Below are 17,196 nucleotides of genomic sequence, written 5' to 3' on the forward strand. Positions count from 1 at the left end.
TTTGGCGGCTGACGCAACGTCGGAAAATGCGTTTTTCGCAGAAGCGATCGTGTCAGGCCGAGGCCTTGCCGATCTCCTCCAATGCGTAAGGGGTCGTCTGATAGATCTCGTTGATCCAGTTGCCGAAGAACAGATGCGCGTGGCTGCGCCACCGGTTGAGCGGCGTCAGTGATGGGTCGTTGTGCGGGAAATAATCATGCGGCAGCTTGATCGGCACGCCGGAATTGACGTCGCGGAAATACTCGTCCCCGAGCGAGGTGGAGTCATATTCCACATGGTTAAACATGTAGAGCCGCTTGCCGCGCTTCTCATGCACGAGACACACGCCCATTTCCTCGGATTCCATCAGGATTTCGAGATCGGGATGCTTTTCGATGTCGGCGCGACGCACCTCCGTCCAGCGCGACACCGGCACCTGGAAATCGTCGGAGAAGCCGTTGAGATAGATGGAAGCAGGGCAGAGATTGCGGTGGCGATAGACGCCGAAGGCCTTCTGCTTCAACTCATGCTTCGGCACGCCATGGAAATGATAGATCGCCGCCATTGCCCCCCAGCAGACATTCAGCGTCGAATGGACATTGGTTTCCGTCCAGTCGAAGATCTTCTTCATCTCGTCCCAGTAGGTCACGTCCTCATAGGCCAGCGTCTCGACGGGCGCGCCGGTAATGATGAAGCCATCGAACTTGCGGTGGCGCACCTCTTCCCACGTCTCGTAGAAGGAGAGGAGGTGTTCTTCCGGCGTGTTCTTGGCACGGTGGCCGCCGATACGCACCAGCGACAGCTCCACCTGAAGCGGCGACGCGCCGACAAGGCGAGCCATCTGGATTTCGGTCTTGATCTTGTTCGGCATGAGGTTTAAGAGCCCGATCTGTAGCGGGCGGATATCCTGACGGATCGCCATGGTCTCGGTCATGACCCGTACACCCTCATTGACGAGGGTTTCGAAGGCGGGAAGCGTATCGGGAATCTTGATGGGCATCGCGAACTCTCACGTCCAAACACAAAAAAACCGGCAGCGAAATCGCGACCGGTCCTCGGAAATTGCCTTTTTCCTCGACCCTTTAGCGACTTCTTTAAAGTGGCTGCAAGCCGGTCGGCAAATCACCACTGCTGGCTGTCATAATCCTGTCTGGCTGAAAAATCAATATGGCCGCCTTTTGCGGCGTTTGCGCCTTTCCTTGAGGTGGTGTTTCGCGATAAGGCAGGGCATGACATCGGATCATTTCACCATTCTGCTGGGCGGCGATATCGTCGTGACGGAGCGCCTGCGCCGTGCGGTTGCCGGATCACGGGTGATTGCCGCCGATAGCGGCATGAAACATGCCAGGCCGCTCGGGCTTCAACCGGAATTGTGGGTGGGCGATTTCGATTCCGCCGATGCGTTTCTGGTGCAGGAATGGCCGGCTGTGCCGCAACAGCCTTTTCCCGCCGCCAAGGGGGAGACGGATGGCGAGATTGCCGTTTCCGAGGCTTTGGCGCGAGGTGCGAAACGCCTGACGCTGGTCGGCGCGCTTGCCGGCGAGCGATCCGACCATGCGCAGTTTCATCTGCTCTATGCTGTGGCGCTGGCCGAACGCGGACTTCAGGTGGTGCTGACGTCTGGTGAGGAAGAAGCTTTTCCGCTGCTTGCCGGCGATTTGGTGCTCGATCTGCCGCGCGGCTCGCTGTTTTCTGTTGCCGGTTTTACGGCCCTTTCGGGCCTCGATATCGAGAACGCCCGCTATCCCCTCAGTGATTTTGCGCTTGCCTTCGGCTCATCGCGCACTATGTCCAACGTGGCTGAGGGCGACATTCGCCTTCGCCTTAAAAGCGGCAAGGCTATCGTCCTTGCCCGTCCTTACGATCTGACCGGAGCCTGATGCCTTGGCACCCCCCATTCTGAAACTCGACGACATCGAGCTGACCTTCGGCGTGACCCCGCTGCTCGACGGCGCCAATCTGCAGGTGGAGCCGGGCGACCGCATCTGCCTTGTCGGCCGTAACGGTTCGGGCAAATCGACGCTGATGAAGATTGCCGCCGGTCTGGTGGAAGCGCAGTCCGGCGAGGTGTTCCGTCATCCGTCCGCGACGATCCGCTATCTGGAGCAGGCGCCGGATTTCGGCGCTTACGAGACGGTGCAGGCCTATGCCGAGTCGGGTCTGGGGCCGGGCGACGATCCGTATCGCGTCAGCTATATTCTCGAACATCTAGGGCTGACCGGCCAAGAAAATCCTTCGAGCCTTTCCGGTGGGGAAGCGCGCCGTGCCGCACTTGCCCGAGTGATGGCGCCCGAGCCGGATATTCTGATGCTGGACGAGCCGACCAACCATCTGGATCTTCCGACCATCGAATGGCTGGAAAGCGAATTGCAGCAGACGCGAAGCGCGCTTGTGCTGATTTCGCACGACCGTCGCTTCCTTGAGAAGGTGTCGACCGCCACCGTCTGGCTCGATCGCGGCCAGTCCCGCAGGCTCAGCCGTGGCTTCGGCCATTTCGAGGAATGGCGCGACAAGGTGCTGGAAGAGGAAGAGCTTGAGCAGCACAAGCTCGGCAAGGCCGTCGAGCGCGAAGAGCACTGGATGCGCTATGGCGTGACGGCACGGCGCAAGCGCAACATGCGCCGCGTCGGAGAGTTGCGCGACATGCGCGCCGCCTATCGCGGCCACAAGGGGCCGCAGGGCTCGGTACAGGCCACAGCCGTGGAAGCGCGCGAATCCGGCAAGCTGGTGATCGAGGCGGAGGCCATCACCAAGGCCTATGGCGATCGTACCATCGTCGCACCCTTTTCGCTGCGGGTGCATCGCGGCGATTGCATCGGTCTCGTCGGGCCGAATGGTGCAGGCAAGACCACGCTGCTCAAGATGCTGACAGGTACGCTCGCGCCCGATAGCGGCACGGTGAAGCTCGGCACCAATCTGGAAATCGCGACACTCGACCAGAAGCGCGAAGACCTCAATCCGAACGACACGCTGGCACATTACCTGACCGACGGTCGTGGTGAAAGCCTGCTGGTCAACGGCGAGCAGAAGCATGTGACCGGCTATATGAAGGACTTCCTCTTCCAGCCGGAACAGGCCCGCACGCCGATCCGCAATCTGTCCGGTGGCGAGCGCGCCCGTCTTATTCTAGCGCGTATCCTGGCAAGACCGACCAACCTTCTCATCCTCGATGAGCCGACGAACGATCTCGATATCGAGACGCTGGACCTGCTTCAGGAAATCGTCGCAAGCTTCTCGGGCACCGTCATTCTCGTCAGCCACGACCGTGATTTCCTTGATCGCACCGTGACCTCGACCATTGCGCCCGCCAATCCGGATGCGCCGGATGGCCGCTGGATCGAATATGCAGGCGGCTATTCCGACATGATGGCGCAGCGTAAGGGTGCGGCAGAAGACAAGAAGCGCTCGGACAAGCAGGAGAAGGCGAAAGTCTCGGCCAATGCCGCTCCCGCTACTGAACCTGCAAAGGGCAAGGGCAAGCTGTCCTTCAAGCAGAAATTTGCGCTGGAAAATCTGCCGAAGGAAATGGAAAAGCTGCAGCAAGAAATCGCCAAGCGCGAAGAGCGAATGGCCGATCCGCAGCTTTTCGCCAAGGACCCCGGCGCTTTCAACAAGCTGGCGGAGGAAATGGCAAAGCTTCGCCAAAAGCTGGAGGTCATGGAGGAAGAATGGCTGGAGCTTGAGATGCTGCGCGAAGAGATGGAAGGCTAGGCCTCTTTGACAGGCGCGTAAATATGGGCTCTGCTTTGTTCCAACAGGGAGGAGCCCGCCCATGCGCATGATCTTCGTCAATATGCCGGTCAAGAATATCGAGACATCGAAAGCCTTCTTCACCGCGCTCGGCTTCAGTTTCAATCCGGAATATTCGGATGAGCGCACGCTGTGCATGATCGTCGAGAAGAACATCTTCGTCATGCTGCTTCAGGAGGAGCGGTTTCGCGATTTCATCAATGGCGAGATTGCCGATGCAAAGAGCAGCACGGAAGTTCTGACCTGCCTATCCGCCTCCAGCCGTGAGGAAATCGACAGCATGTTGAAAACGGCACTCTCTTCCGGCGGGCAGGAGTGGAAGCCGGTACAGAATCAAGGCTTCATGTATGCAGGCAGCTTCCAGGATCCAGACGGCCACGTCTGGGAACTCGTGCATATGACGGAGCAGGCATAGCTTCTCGCGTCTTGCCAATAACCGATTGTCACATTACATCTTTTCTCGCTCTAACGGGGTGCTTTGTCTTTCGGGACAAGGCTGAGAGGCGAATGCCAACCCGAAGAACCTGATCCGGTTAACACCGGCGGAGGGATTAGACGGCTTCCATCCAGACGCCTATTCCCGTAACCCATTCGAGAAGGTGTCTGATGAACCCTCGTTTTTTGCTGTCCGGCCTCGTTGCCGCATCCTTCCTCCTGCCGGGCATCGCCTCTGCGCAGGATAAAAAAGTCCTCACCGTCTATACTTATGAGAGCTTCGTCTCCGAGTGGGGTCCAGGCCCAAAGGTGAAGGCAGCGTTCGAGAAGACCTGCGATTGCACCGTCAACTTCGTCGGCGTGGCCGATGGCGTGGCGCTCCTCAACCGGTTGAAGCTGGAAGGTGCGGGCTCCAAGGCGGATGTGGTGGTCGGTCTCGATACCAATCTTGTCGCCGAAGCCAAGGACACCGGGCTTTTCGAAGCGTCGGGTGTCGATGCTTCCGGGGCAAAAGTCCCAGGCGGCTTCAAGGATGACGTCTTCGTCCCATATGACTACGGCCACTTCGCCGTCATCTATGACACCCAGACGCTGAAGAACCCGCCCAAAAGCCTGAAAGAGCTGGTGGAGGGCGACCCGTCGCAGAAGATCGCCATTCAGGACCCTCGGACCTCGACGCCGGGTCTCGGCCTGCTGCTGTGGGTCAAGTCGGTCTATGGCGACAAGGCGCCGGAGGCTTGGACGAAGCTCAAGAACCGCGTTCTGACGGTCACGCCCGGCTGGTCGGAATCCTACGGTCTCTTCACCAAGGGCGAAGTGCCGATGGTGCTCTCCTATACCACCTCGCCCGCCTACCATATGGTGGCCGAGCACAGCGAGCGCTATCAGGCCGCAAGCTTCGAGGAAGGCCATTACATCCAGATCGAGGTCGCTGGCCTGTTGAAAAATGCGCCCGAAAAGGAGCTTGGCAAGAAATTCCTGGCTTTCATGCTTACGCCCGGCTTTCAGGATGCCATTCCGGAAAACAACTGGATGATGCCGGTCACTGCCACGTCGCAGCCGCTGCCGGATGCGTTCAGCAAGCTGGTGCAGCCGACCAAGACGTTCCTGATGTCGCCGGAAGAGGTGGCGAAGAACCGCAAGGCCTGGATCGATGAGTGGCTGACCGCGATGAGCGTGAAGTAAGCGCTAGGCGACGCCGCAGGTGATTGCGCGCAGCGACAGACGCAGGTTCTTGATGGGAGGCATGGCGGCATTCACCGCCGTGCTGCTCTTCATCGCGCTAGCGGTCGCGGCGCTTCTTTCCTCTGACAGCAATGCGGCGTCGAGCGCCCTCTTCGAACCCTATACGCTGCGCATCCTCCGGTTCACCCTTTGGCAGGCAACGCTCTCGACCGTGCTTTCGGTGGCTCTCGGACTGCCTGTTGCCTTGGCACTCGCGAGGCAGAGAGATTTTCCGGGCCGCATCTGGATCATAAGGTTGATGGCGGTGCCGATGGGGCTGCCGGTGATCGTCGGTGCCTTGGGGCTGATAGCCATCTGGGGTAGGCAGGGACTGCTCAATACGGCCCTTCTTTACGCAGGGGTGGAGCAGCCCTTCAGCATCTATGGTCTTTCCGGCATTCTCATTGCCCATGTCTTCTTCAATCTGCCTCTGGCCGTGCGCTTCTTTTTGGCGGGGCTGGAAAGAATACCGGGTGAATATTGGCGCATGAGCAGCGTTCTCGGCATGAACGCTATCTCCGCCTTCCGCTTCATCGAATGGCCGGTGGTGCGTCGGTTGGTGCCGGGGGTGGCGGGGCTGATCTTCATGCTCTGCGCCACAAGCTTCACGCTGGTACTGCTACTTGGCGGCGGTCCGGCTGCGACGACCATCGAAGTCGCGATCTATCAGGCATTGCGCTTCGATTTCGATCCGCCACGCGCCATTGCGCTGTCACTGATGCAGATCGCCATGACCGGCCTGTTGCTGGCTCTGCTTTCGCTTCTGCCGGGGGCAGATGCGGAGGGGCAAACGCAAGGCCAGGCGGTTCGTCGTTTCGATGCTTCGCGTCCGTTACGGCGGCTGTGGGACGGTATAATCCTCGTCCTTGCGGTGCTTCTGGTGGGGACGCCGCTCGTGGCAGTCGCTGCCTCCGGCCTGACTGCCGACCTGTGGCGCCTCTTGAGTGCCGAGGTGTTCCGTCGTGCGGCGATCACCAGCCTGTCCATCGCGCTCGTTTCCGCGTCGCTGGCCGTGCTGATCTCGGTCGCGCTTATCCGCGCCCGGCAAGTGATTTCGGATAGCAGCAAGCCTGGGCGGCTTGCGAAGCTTCTCTCGGCGATTTTGGGTGGCGGCGCGTCGATAGTGCTTCTGGTGCCGCCCGTGGTGCTGGGCAGTGGATGGTTTTTGCTGCTGCGCCCCTTCGGCGATGTTTCCGTCTTCGCGCCATTGCTTGTGGCACTCATCAACATGCTGATGGCCTTGCCCTTCGCCATGCGCGTTCTTGAACCCGCCTTCGCCACCCATCAGGCCAGAACCGGCAGGTTGGTTGCCAGTCTTGGTCTCACCGGCTTTTCGCGCTTTCGCCTGATCGATCTACCGGTTCTGTGGCGTGCCTTTGCCATGGCCTTTTCCTTTGCCATGGCGCTGTCGCTTGGTGATCTTGGCGCCGTCGCGCTCTTCGGTTCGGAAAGCTTCGTCACCTTGCCGTGGCTGGTCTACAGCAATATGGGAAGCTACCGCAGCAATGACGCGGCGGGCTATGCCTTCATCCTTGGCATCATCTGCCTCATCCTAGCAGCGGGCGGTGTCTCGCGCCAATCCGAGAGAGCGAAAGCATGAATATCGGTCAGGCGGATGTGCGGCTCGAACAGGTGTCGCTCAGGCTTGGGGAACAGGATTTCCTCTTCGATACGTCCTTCCAGGCGGGCAGGGTCACGGCGGTCGTCGGCTCATCGGGTTCGGGTAAATCCACCCTTCTCAACCTCGTCGCAGGTTTCGAGAGGCCGGCAACTGGCCGTGTGCTGATCGGGGTTAAGGATATGAGCGAGTACGATCCGGCCGAACGCCCAGTGTCGCTGATCTTTCAGGATAACAACCTCTTCGCCCATCTCGATATCGCCACCAATATCGGGCTTGGCATCCATCCTTCTTTGCGTCTGTCCAGCGAAGATAAGGCTCGGATTACGACCGCGCTGGAACGCGTCGGGCTCGCCGGTTTCGAGAAGCGCTTTCCGTCGAGCATGTCTGGGGGAGAACGCCAGCGGGCAGCCCTTGCGCGTGCGCTGGTACGCGAACGTTCCGTCATGCTGCTGGACGAACCCTTCGCAGCGCTCGACCCGGGTTTACGCGCAGGCATGGCAAGCCTGTTGAAAGCGCTTCATGCGGAGAGCAACAACACCGTTCTCCTCGTCACCCATCATCCCGACGACATTCGCCGGCTGGCCGATACAGTGGTCCTTCTGTCCAACGGCGAGATCGTGTTTCAGGGAACGACTCAGGCGTTCTTCTCAGCAACCGATCACCCACAGGTGATGGATTTCCTCCACCAGTAGCGCATGGCTGCGCCACAATTTGGACGCGGGGGGGTGTCAATCCTCCACACACGCAGTGAAGCTGCTCATTTTTTGCACTTGCCAATCAGGCTCAACTATTTGAGACATGTATAGAGAACGTCTTTTTTCAGGGTCTTTCCGAAATATGGATCGTTTTGGATGTTCAGGCATTTCGGTGCCTGCGGGGTGTAAGCTGATATTCTGGTCTGCATATAACGGATGATCAGGAACGTTTGGAGCGGACTGGCAGGATGATGACGCGTGTGAAGGCCTCAAAGGGCCGCTACGGTCACGAAAGGGAAAAGCGGTCGATTTCGCGGCGGGGCATCGTAGCCCTCGGTGCCGCGGCATTGATGCTGTCCTCATGCCAGTCACTGTTCAGCCCGGCTTACCAATCCACACTCAAACCCTCAGACAATCCACAGACCGTGGAAGAGGTGCAGAAGAACGATCCGCGTGCGCAGATGGGAGCGCGCGAGCATCCGCGCATCGTCGCAAGCTATGGCGGTGAATATCACGACGAGAAGACCGAGCGTCTGGTCGCCCGTATCACCGGTGCGCTGACGGCGGTGTCGGAAAATCCACAGCAGTCCTACCGCATCACCATTTTAAATTCGCCAGCCATTAACGCTTTCGCGCTGCCGGGCGGCTATCTCTATGTGACCCGCGGCCTGCTGGCGCTTGCCAATGACGCGTCTGAAGTGGCAGCCGTGCTGTCGCACGAAATGGGCCACGTCACGGCCAATCATGGCATCGAGCGTCAGCGTCGCGAAGAGGCGGAAGTCATTGCAAGCCGCGTGGTGGCGGAGGTTCTTTCCAGCGATCTCGCCGGCAAGCAGGCGCTTGCGCGCGGCAAGCTTCGTCTGGCCGCTTTCTCGCGCCAGCAGGAATTGCAGGCCGACGTGATCGGCGTGCGGATGCTGGGTGAGGCGGGTTACGACCCTTACGCCTCGCCGCGCTTCCTCGATTCCATGGCGGCTTATGCGCGCTTCACCTCGGCCGATCCCGATAGCGACCAGAGCCTCGACTTCCTGTCGAGCCATCCGAATACGCCGCAGCGTATCGAGCTTGCCAAGCGCCATGCCCGCGCCTTTGGCCAGGAAGGCCAGGTGGGTGACAAGGGTCGCGACTGGTTCCTCACGGGCATCGATGGTCTGCTCTATGGCGATAGCCCGCAAGAGGGCTATGTCCGAGGCAACACCTTCCTGCATGGCAATCTCGGCATCCGCTTCGACGTGCCGGAAGGCTTCCAGATCGACAACAAGGTGGAAGCGGTTCTGGCAACCGGCCCTGGCGATATGGCGATCCGTTTCGATGGCGTGGCCGATCCCAAGCAGACGAGCTTGCCCAATTATCTGACGAGCGGCTGGGTGGCGGGTCTTTTGCCGGATACGGTTCGGGAAATACAGGTCAACGGCTTGCCAGCGGCCACCGCCCGCGCCAGCGCCGACAAGTGGGATTTCGACGTCACCGTCATCCGTGTCGGCAACCAGATTTTCCGTTTCCTCACTGCCGTGCCGAAGGGCAGCACGCAATTGGACACAGTTGCAAATCTCCTGCGCTCCAGCTTCCGCAAGATGACGCCTGCCGAAATTTCCTCGCTGAAGCCGCTTCGTGTCCGCGTCGTCACAGTCAAGCCGGGTGAAACAGTCGCCTCGCTTGCCGCGCGGATGATGGGGACGGATCGCAAGCTGGAGCTTTTCCGCGTGCTGAACGCACTTAGCACCACGGCTGCCATCGAGCCGGGGCAGCGCGTCAAGATCATTTCGGAGTAAGCGGAGCGCGCTACTGCGCCCTCGCATCCATAGTCTCGCTCAGACTGTCGGAACGTCGAACACTTCGCCTGGACGCATCGGGCGGAATTTTTCGCGTGCGACACCCTGATCCTTTAGTGCTGCTTCCAGCGCTATGATGGGCGCATCGATCGCCTCATCGGTCAGTTGCACGGTTCCCCAATGATGGCCGCAGGCATAGGCCGCATTGCAAATCTTCATGCCCTCGACCGCTTCCGCGGGGTTCTGGTGCTGGCCCTTCATGAACCAGCGCGGCTCATAGGCGCCGAAGGGCAGGTTGGCGAGGCGGAAGCTGCCATGCTTCTTGGCGACGGCGTGATAGTTCAATCCGCTGTGAAACCCGGTATCGCCGATATGGTAGATCTTGCCGCCTGGCGTTTCGATAACAAAGGCAGCCCATAGCGCCATGCGACGATCATTGACGCCGCGCGCCGACCAGTGGTGGCAGGGTTCGAAATGGATTTTGACATCGGGGCTGACGGCAAGTGCGTCGCCCCAGTCTCCGACCGAAATCTTCGCCGCCTCGACCTGGGTACGGATGATCGCATCATTGCCAAGCGGCGTGACGAAATGCGGCTTGTGCTCGACATGCAGCCGGTGAAGCGTTTCAAGATCAAGGTGGTCGTAGTGGTTATGCGTGACCAGAACGAGATCGATCGGCGGCAGATCCTCGAACCGAATACCGGGCGGATTGACGCGCTTGGGTCCGACAAAGCTGAAGGGACTGGTGCGCTGCGACCAGACCGGATCGATCAGAATATTCAAGCCCGCCGTCTGGATGAGGAAGGAGGCGTGGCCAACGAATGTGACGCGCAGATCCTTGCCCTCGACGCGGGCCTGAGGCTTGGCTGTCGGATAGGGGCTTGGGTAGCTCTCCGGCCACTGCGCCTTTTGGCCGTTGAAGCGCCATTTCATCAGGTCGCCAAAGCCGTTCGGCTGTTCGCCATTGGGATTGAAGAAGCGAACACCGTCGAAATGGTCCGAAACGGGGCCTTTGTAGTAAGCGCTGGCATAGGAGCGGCTGGCAAAAATGCCGCCGCTGGCAAGCAGGATGCCGCCAATGGCGGAGAGGCGAAAGAAGTTTCGACGGTTCATGATATAAGCTATAGGAAGCGGATGGATAAACGACAAGCGCCTGACCCGTAGAAGACGCTCCCCGAAGTCGTCAAATTGAGGGCGTTTCGCCAAAACGCCGGACTTGCCTTGACTTTGGCGCGCATTTCCTGTTTATCCCGCCCGATCAGCTGGCAGTTTCAAGACTCCAAGCCACCGACCGGGACCCGCAAAGGTATAAAGAGATCCCGGAGGTCAACACCCGACAGCGCGATGCGCCCTCGGGTGCTTTTTGGCTTTGCGCGTTCTTGGGCGTCTTGTTTTTGCCAGTAAAAGCACCGACGTTTCGGGAAACCGAAACGAAGAAGGAAGAACAGATGTTTGAAAACCTCCAGGACCGCCTTGGCTCCATTCTGAATGGACTGACCGGCCGTGGCTCGCTTTCGGAAGCCGATGTTTCCGCAGCGCTGCGTGAGGTTCGCCGTGCGCTTCTTGAAGCGGACGTGGCGCTGGAAGTCGTTCGCACCTTCACCGAAAAGGTGCGTGAGAAGGCGGTTGGCGCCTCTGTTCTGAAATCCATCAAGCCCGGCCAGATGGTCGTCAAGATCGTCCATGACGAGCTTGTCGAGATGCTGGGTTCGGAAGGCGTGTCGGTCGATCTGCATGCGCCGGCCCCCGTCGTCATCATGATGGTGGGTCTGCAGGGTTCGGGTAAGACGACCACCACCGGCAAGATTGCCAAGCGGCTGACGGATCGCGAGAAGAAGAAGGTGCTGATGGCATCTCTCGATACGCGCCGTCCCGCAGCCCAGGAGCAGCTGCGCCAGCTTGGCGTGCAGACCGGCATCGACACGCTGCCGATCGTCGCCGGCCAGTCTCCGACCGATATCGCTTCGCGCGCGGTTCAGGCGGCAAAGCTTGGCGGCCATGATGTCGTGATCCTCGATACCGCCGGTCGTACCCACATCGACGAGCCGTTGATGCTGGAAATGGCCGACATCAAGAAGAAGGCCAATCCGCACGAAATCCTGCTGGTTGCCGACAGCCTGACCGGTCAGGACGCCGTCAATCTGGCGCGCAATTTCGATGAGCGCGTCGGCATTACCGGTCTCGTTCTGACCCGTATGGATGGCGATGGCCGCGGCGGTGCAGCCCTTTCGATGCGCGCCGTCACCGGCAAGCCGATCAAGCTGATCGGTACCGGCGAGCGCATGAACGAGCTGGATGAGTTTCATCCACGCCGTATTGCAGACCGCATTCTCGGCATGGGCGATATCGTTTCGCTGGTCGAAAAGGCGGCCGAAAATATCGATGCGGAAAAAGCCCGCGCCATGGCCGAGAAGATGGCCAAGGGCAAGTTCGACCTCAACGATCTGGCCGATCAGCTGCGCCAGATGCAGAAGATGGGCGGCATGGGCGGCATCATGGGCCTGATGCCCGGCATGGCCGGCATGAAGGACAAGATGGCCTCTGCCGGTCTGAACGACAAGATGTTCGACCGTCAACTGGCGATCATCTCCTCGATGACCAAGGCCGAGCGCGCCAATCCGGATATTCTCAAACATAGCCGCAAGAAGCGCATCGCTGCCGGTTCGGGCACGGATGCCGCCGAAATCAACAAGCTGCTCAAGATGCATCGCGGCATGGCCGATATGATGAAAGCCATGGGCGGCAAGGGCAAGGGCGGTATTATGAAGCAGATGATGGGCGGTCTGGCCGGCAAGATGGGTCTCGGCGGCATGGGTGGTATGCCTGATCTCGCCAATATGGACCCCAAGCAGCTTGAAGCGCTGCAGAGGCAGGCGGAAGCCGCAGGTCTCGGCAAGCCGGGTGCTCTGCCTCCCGGTCTTGGTGGGTTGCCGGGCGGATTGCCTGGTCTGGGTGGCGGCAAGCTACCGGGCCTCGGCGGTCTTCCGGGGCTTCCCGGTTTTGGCAAGAAGAAGTGAGGCCATCCGTGACCACGACAGACGTCAAAGAAAAACTCGCTGAATACCGCCAGTCCATCGACAATGTCGATGCCGCACTGGTGCACATGCTGGCCGAACGTTTCCGCTGTACCAAGGCGGTGGGCGTGTTGAAGGCCACCTACGATTTGCCGCCGGCGGACCCGGCGCGCGAAGAATACCAGATCGAACGCCTGCGCCGTCTGGCCAAGGATGCCAATCTGGATCCGGATTTCGCCGAGAAGTTCCTGAACTTCATCATCAAGGAAGTCATCCGGCATCATGAAGCCATTGCCGCTGAACACAACGGCACAGAAAAGACCGCCTGACCGGCGGGCAAGCCATTATAAGGAGAACTCACATGGCACTGAAAATTCGTCTCGCACGCGGTGGTTCCAAGAAGCGCCCGTACTACCAGATCGTCGTAGCTGACGCACGCAGCCCGCGTGACGGCCGCTTCCTCGAGAAGGTCGGCTCCTGGAACCCGATGCTGCCTAAGGACAGCGCCGATCGCATCCAGATCAATGGCGATCTCGTCAAGGAATGGCTCGCAAAGGGCGCACAGCCGACCGACCGCGTTCTGCGCTTCCTCGCTGAAGCCGGCATTGCCACGCGCGACGCTCGCAGCAACCCTGAAAAGGCAAAGCCAGGCAAGAAGGCTCTCGAGCGCGTTGCCGAGAAGAAGCAGAAGGCTGAAGACGCCGCTGCTGCTGCCGCTGAAGCTGCTGCTGCAGAATAAGTCTGGTTTATCCTTTATAGAAACGGGTGGCACGGTTTCCGCGCCGCCCGTTTTCATGTTTACTCCCCAAGGGCTTGGCGACAGATCGGCCAGGCACTAAAATCATTCGCACAAGACGCGACAACGGACGGTTCAATGGCAAAGCTGGAAAACCCCATTCTCATGGCCAAGATTGGCGCAGCTCAAGGCTTGCGCGGCGAGGTGCGGGTCAGCTCCTATACCGACGATCCCATGGCGCTTGGCGATTACGGCAATCTGGTCGCCGCAGACGGGCGCGTGTTCGAAATTCTAGAGGCGCGCCAAGGCAAGAATGTTGTCATCGTGCGCTTCCGCGGCATCAACGACCGCAACGCTGCCGAGGCTCTGAACGGACTCGAGCTGTTCATCGATCGCGATAATCTGCCGGACGAAGATCTGGATGAGGACGAATTCTTCTACACCGATCTGGAAGGTCTCGATGTGGTCGATGCCGAGGGCAAGAGCTATGGTTCGGTCAGCGCCGTGCACGATTTCGGTGCGGGCGATCTCCTGGAACTCAAAGGGGCGGGACGCCGTCCGGCACTCATCCCGTTCACCGAAGCCGCCGTTCTCGAAATCGATCTGGAGGGCGGAAAGATCCTGATCGATCCTTTTGCCGCGGGGCTGATCGACAATCCGGAAGACGGCAAGGACGATCCCGATCATCCGATCTTCGGCAAGGGCAAGAAGTAAGCCGATGCGCTTCAAGGCAACCGTGCTGACGCTCTACCCGGAAATGTTTCCGGGGCATCTTTCCTATTCGCTGGCAGGCAAGGCGCTGGAGCGCGGCCAATGGCAGATGGAGCCGGTGCAGATCCGCGATTTTGCCACCGACAAGCATCGCAGCGTCGATGACACCCCAGCAGGTGGCGGTGCTGGCATGGTGCTGAAACCCGATGTGCTGGCAGCGGCCATCGACGCCGTCTCTGAAGGCGATACGCGACCACGCCTGCTGATGAGCCCGCGTGGCAAGCCTTTGACGCAGGAACGCGTGCGGGAACTGGCGGCAGGCGAAGGCGTCATCATCATCTGCGGTCGTTTCGAAGGCGTGGATCAACGGGTGATCGATGCGCGCGGTCTCGAAGAGGTTTGCATCGGCGACTATATTCTTTCGGGCGGCGAGCCCGCAGCGCTGACGCTTCTCGATGCGGTGGTGCGCATTCTTCCCGGCGTGATGGGCAACGATCTGTCCGGCGTGCATGAGAGTTTCGAAGGCGGGCTTCTGGAACATCCGCACTACACAAGGCCGCAGGTATGGGAGGGCCGGGACATTCCCACCGTTTTGACCTCGGGCAATCACAAGCTGATCGACAAATGGCGGCATGAGCAGGCGCTGGCTCTGACGAGAGAGCGCCGCCCGGATCTGCTGGCCGAAACTCAAGCGGTGAAGAAGTAGTAGCCCGTCAGCAATAGCCCGACCGTGATCACCAATGCTCGGATGATCCATTGTGGAACGCGGCGGGCGAGATAGACGCCGCAATAGCCGCCGAGAGCCGATGCCGGGATCATGATCAGCGCCGCGTGCCAAGCAACCACGCCACCGCCGACGAAGACGACGATGGCGACAGCGGCAATGACGACCGCGAGCAGGTTCTTCAGCGCGTTGAGATGATGATAGGTGCCGCCTGCGGTCAATCCTAGCACCGCCAGCATCATGATGCCCATGCCGGCACCAAAGAATCCGCCATAGATCGAGGTGAAGAACTGGCCGATTAGGCTGGCGACATTGCTCTTCGGATGCTCTTCGTCCGAGCGCGGGCGAAGCCAGGGGCCTGCGGCAAAGAGGGCGGTGGCAGCAAGCAGCAGCCACGGCACCATCTGGCGGAAGGACGGGTTGTCGAGCGAGAGAAGCAGCAGGGCGCCCCCCGTCGAGCCAAGGATCGAGAGAATGGAGAGCAGGACCGCGCCCTTCCAGTGGGCGCGAATTTCCGGCCAGTAGGCGATGACCGAGGTGACGTAGCCGGGAAACTGGACGATGGAGGAGGTGGCATTGGCGGAAATGGGGGCGATACCCGCCACGGTCATGGCACCGAAAGTCAGGAATGTACCGCCGCCGGCAATGGCATTGACCGCGCCGGACAGAAAACCGCTGACGAACAGCATGAGAATGATTGCAATGGACATGGCCCCTCCCGGCGTTCCATCTCCCATATAAGCAGATATGGTTTCCGACAATCAGGTCACGACCGACAAAATATTGTCACGAAAGGGATGACAAAGCGGCGATCTTCCTGTATTGGCCCGCGTGGAATTGGGCTTATGCCCATTAACCGCAAGCAAAGAATGGCGAACCCGCTCCTGCCGCAAGGCATAATTCCAAGGACAAGATCCAAGGAATGATCTCGTTGAGCGCTCTGGCTGTTTCAGAAGAACTCAGAGGTTAACATGACCAACATTATTGCACAGCTGGAAGCCGAACAGGCCGCCAAGATCGAAGCAAAGCGCAAGCTTCCTGAATTTTCTCCTGGTGACACCGTTCGCGTCAACGTGCGCGTTACGGAAGGTAACCGTACCCGCGTACAGGCTTACGAAGGCGTCGTTATCGCTCGCTCCGGCGGCGGTCTCAACGAGAACTTCACCGTTCGCAAGATCTCCTACGGCGAAGGCGTAGAGCGCGTATTCCCGGTTTACTCTCCGCTGGTTGAAGGCGTTGAGATCGTTCGCCGTGGTAAGGTTCGCCGTGCGAAGCTCTACTACCTGCGCGACCGTCGCGGTAAGTCCGCTCGTATCGTTGAAGACACCGGCGTTCGCGCTCGCAAGCTCAACGACGCCGAGCGTCAGGCTGCTGCCGACGAAAAGGCACGCATCGAAGCTGAAAAGGTTGCAGCAGCACAGGCTCTGGCCGCCGAAAAGGCAGCAGCAGAAGCCGCTGAAGCCAAGGCAGCTGAAGAAGCTGCAGCAGCAAATGCTGCTGAAGGTGCAGCTGAATAAGCTTTTCCCTTTAGGATTATCGAAAAGGCGGTCTTCTGGCCGCCTTTTTTGTTTTTGGGGTTTGCTGCGTCGCGCGCCACCCGGCGTTCTATGGCGACGCGCGGTCAAGAGCCTTGGCGGCATTCTAACAAACCCCGCTTTCTTGAAACGCATGTCTCTTGCGTGGCTGCTTTAAAGCGTGTCAATTTCCGGCATGTGTTTCAGGAGACCGCCATTGTTCAGACGCTCGTTTTTCATCGCTATCGCTGCCACGCTATTATCGCCGGTTCTCGCATCGGCCGCTGATCTGCCGGATCTGAAGGGTCGTGAAATCGTCGTGGTGACGGAGAATGCCTATCCGCCGCTGCAATTCGTCGACCCGAAGACGGGCAAGCCGATCGGTTGGGAATATGATGCGATGAACGAGATTGCCAAGCGGCTGAATGCCAAGGTCGAGTATCAGAACGCCTCATGGGATGCGATGATTCCAGCTGTCTCCGCCGGGCAGTACGACATCGGCATGACCGGCATCAGCATCAAGGACGAGCGCAAGGAGAAGGTGGATTTTTCCAATCCCTACATGCGCTCGGAAATGTTCATGCTGGTGCGGGCAGACGAGACGCGCTTTACCGATGCCAAGAGCTTTGCGGCCTTCGACAAGGGGCTGGTCGGTGCTCAGGCTGGCACAACGCCTTTCTACACGGCCGTTTACGATATTCTCGATGGCAATGAGCAGAACCCGCGCATCAAGCTGATGGAGACCTTCGGTGCCACCGTGCAGGCGCTGCGCACCGGGGATGTCGACCTGGTGCTGACCGACGGCGTTGCGGGCAAGGGCTATGTCGATTCGTCGAACGGCACGCTGAAGCTCATCGGTGGACCACTCGGCGGCGACGATTTCGGCTTCATCTTCAAGAAGGGCTCCGATCTCGTGGCACCCGTCAATGCCGCGATTGCTGCCTTGAAGGCCGATGGCACCTTTGCCGCGCTCGATAAGAAGTGGTTCCTGGACTACAAGCTTGGCGAATAAGCGAATGGG

At 59.6% G+C, this 17,196-nt stretch carries 17 protein-coding genes and 2 riboswitches; of the genes, 14 read left to right on the forward strand and 3 right to left on the reverse strand.

Annotated elements, in window-relative coordinates:
• Positions 1-52: 52 nt before the first annotated feature.
• On the reverse strand, positions 53-979 hold the full coding sequence (metA, locus tag QZ869_RS16075) for a homoserine O-succinyltransferase (RefSeq protein ID WP_296073712.1): 927 nt from the start codon (positions 977-979) through the stop codon (positions 53-55).
• Positions 980-1,041: 62 nt separating this feature from the next.
• Positions 1,042-1,118: riboswitch (SAM riboswitch) on the reverse strand.
• Between the two features lie 90 nt (positions 1,119-1,208).
• Between metA and QZ869_RS16080 the strand changes: the two genes are divergently transcribed.
• The 7 genes from QZ869_RS16080 to QZ869_RS16110 all read left to right on the forward strand — a co-directional run bounded on the left by QZ869_RS16080 (position 1,209) and on the right by QZ869_RS16110 (position 9,476).
• The gene (locus QZ869_RS16080) at positions 1,209-1,859 is read left to right on the forward strand and encodes a thiamine diphosphokinase (protein ID WP_296105900.1); all 651 of its coding nucleotides are present in this window, start codon (positions 1,209-1,211) and stop codon (positions 1,857-1,859) included.
• A 4-nt stretch (positions 1,860-1,863) separates the two neighbouring features.
• Positions 1,864-3,690 (forward strand): ABC-F family ATP-binding cassette domain-containing protein, encoded by a 1,827-nt coding sequence (locus tag QZ869_RS16085; RefSeq protein WP_296105902.1) that lies wholly within the window; start codon positions 1,864-1,866, stop codon positions 3,688-3,690.
• A 61-nt stretch (positions 3,691-3,751) separates the two neighbouring features.
• Entirely contained in the window at positions 3,752-4,144 is a 393-nt protein-coding gene (locus QZ869_RS16090; protein WP_296098937.1) for a VOC family protein, read from the forward strand.
• A 44-nt stretch (positions 4,145-4,188) separates the two neighbouring features.
• Positions 4,189-4,297, forward strand: a riboswitch (TPP riboswitch).
• Positions 4,298-4,335: 38 nt separating this feature from the next.
• Positions 4,336-5,349 carry a thiamine ABC transporter substrate binding subunit gene (gene thiB, locus QZ869_RS16095; protein ID WP_296105904.1) on the forward strand — a complete coding sequence of 338 codons (1,014 nt, stop codon included), beginning with the start codon at positions 4,336-4,338 and terminating at the stop codon, positions 5,347-5,349.
• 19 nt (positions 5,350-5,368) lie between these two features.
• Positions 5,369-6,988 carry a thiamine/thiamine pyrophosphate ABC transporter permease ThiP gene (thiP, locus tag QZ869_RS16100; protein WP_296105906.1) on the forward strand — a complete coding sequence of 540 codons (1,620 nt, stop codon included), beginning with the start codon at positions 5,369-5,371 and terminating at the stop codon, positions 6,986-6,988.
• Positions 6,985-7,701 (forward strand): ATP-binding cassette domain-containing protein, encoded by a 717-nt coding sequence (locus QZ869_RS16105; protein WP_296073699.1) that lies wholly within the window; start codon positions 6,985-6,987, stop codon positions 7,699-7,701. The genes thiP and QZ869_RS16105 overlap by 4 nt, the downstream gene beginning before the upstream one ends.
• A 353-nt stretch (positions 7,702-8,054) precedes the next feature.
• Positions 8,055-9,476, forward strand: a complete 1,422-nt coding sequence (locus QZ869_RS16110) for a M48 family metalloprotease (RefSeq protein ID WP_296035060.1) — start codon at positions 8,055-8,057, stop codon at positions 9,474-9,476.
• A 39-nt stretch (positions 9,477-9,515) separates the two neighbouring features.
• On the opposite strand, the gene QZ869_RS16115 is transcribed toward QZ869_RS16110, so the two are convergent.
• Positions 9,516-10,589 carry an MBL fold metallo-hydrolase gene (locus QZ869_RS16115; protein WP_296098930.1) on the reverse strand — a complete coding sequence of 358 codons (1,074 nt, stop codon included), beginning with the start codon at positions 10,587-10,589 and terminating at the stop codon, positions 9,516-9,518.
• Between the two features lie 335 nt (positions 10,590-10,924).
• Here QZ869_RS16115 and ffh point away from each other — a divergent pair, with 335 nt between their 5' ends.
• From ffh to trmD, 5 genes are all read left to right on the forward strand, one after another.
• Positions 10,925-12,493 carry a signal recognition particle protein gene (ffh, locus tag QZ869_RS16120; protein WP_296105908.1) on the forward strand — a complete coding sequence of 523 codons (1,569 nt, stop codon included), beginning with the start codon at positions 10,925-10,927 and terminating at the stop codon, positions 12,491-12,493.
• 8 nt (positions 12,494-12,501) lie between these two features.
• Entirely contained in the window at positions 12,502-12,819 is a 318-nt protein-coding gene (locus tag QZ869_RS16125; RefSeq protein WP_062444677.1) for a chorismate mutase, read from the forward strand.
• A gap of 32 nt (positions 12,820-12,851) precedes the next feature.
• Positions 12,852-13,229 (forward strand): 30S ribosomal protein S16, encoded by a 378-nt coding sequence (gene rpsP / locus QZ869_RS16130; RefSeq protein ID WP_296013982.1) that lies wholly within the window; start codon positions 12,852-12,854, stop codon positions 13,227-13,229.
• 135 nt (positions 13,230-13,364) lie between these two features.
• Entirely contained in the window at positions 13,365-13,940 is a 576-nt protein-coding gene (rimM, locus tag QZ869_RS16135; protein WP_296098924.1) for a ribosome maturation factor RimM, read from the forward strand.
• 4 nt (positions 13,941-13,944) lie between these two features.
• Entirely contained in the window at positions 13,945-14,643 is a 699-nt protein-coding gene (trmD, locus tag QZ869_RS16140; RefSeq protein ID WP_296098922.1) for a tRNA (guanosine(37)-N1)-methyltransferase TrmD, read from the forward strand.
• Here the strand turns inward: trmD and QZ869_RS16145 are convergent.
• Positions 14,625-15,371, reverse strand: coding sequence for a sulfite exporter TauE/SafE family protein (locus tag QZ869_RS16145; RefSeq protein ID WP_296098920.1), 747 nt, complete (start codon positions 15,369-15,371; stop codon positions 14,625-14,627). The two genes, trmD and QZ869_RS16145, sit on opposite strands and share 19 nt — an antisense overlap.
• 261 nt (positions 15,372-15,632) lie before the next feature.
• Here QZ869_RS16145 and rplS point away from each other — a divergent pair, with 261 nt between their 5' ends.
• Together rplS and QZ869_RS16155 are read left to right on the forward strand one after the other, a co-directional pair.
• Positions 15,633-16,178: a 50S ribosomal protein L19 gene (gene rplS / locus QZ869_RS16150; RefSeq protein ID WP_296105910.1), complete on the forward strand. Its 546-nt coding sequence runs from the start codon at positions 15,633-15,635 to the stop codon at positions 16,176-16,178.
• 193 nt (positions 16,179-16,371) lie between these two features.
• Positions 16,372-17,187, forward strand: a complete 816-nt coding sequence (locus tag QZ869_RS16155) for a transporter substrate-binding domain-containing protein (protein WP_296076386.1) — start codon at positions 16,372-16,374, stop codon at positions 17,185-17,187.
• Positions 17,188-17,196 lie beyond the last annotated feature (9 nt).

The sequence above is a fragment of the uncultured Agrobacterium sp. genome, from assembly GCF_913777885.1.
In the GTDB taxonomy this organism is placed as follows: Bacteria; Pseudomonadota; Alphaproteobacteria; order Rhizobiales; family Rhizobiaceae; genus Agrobacterium.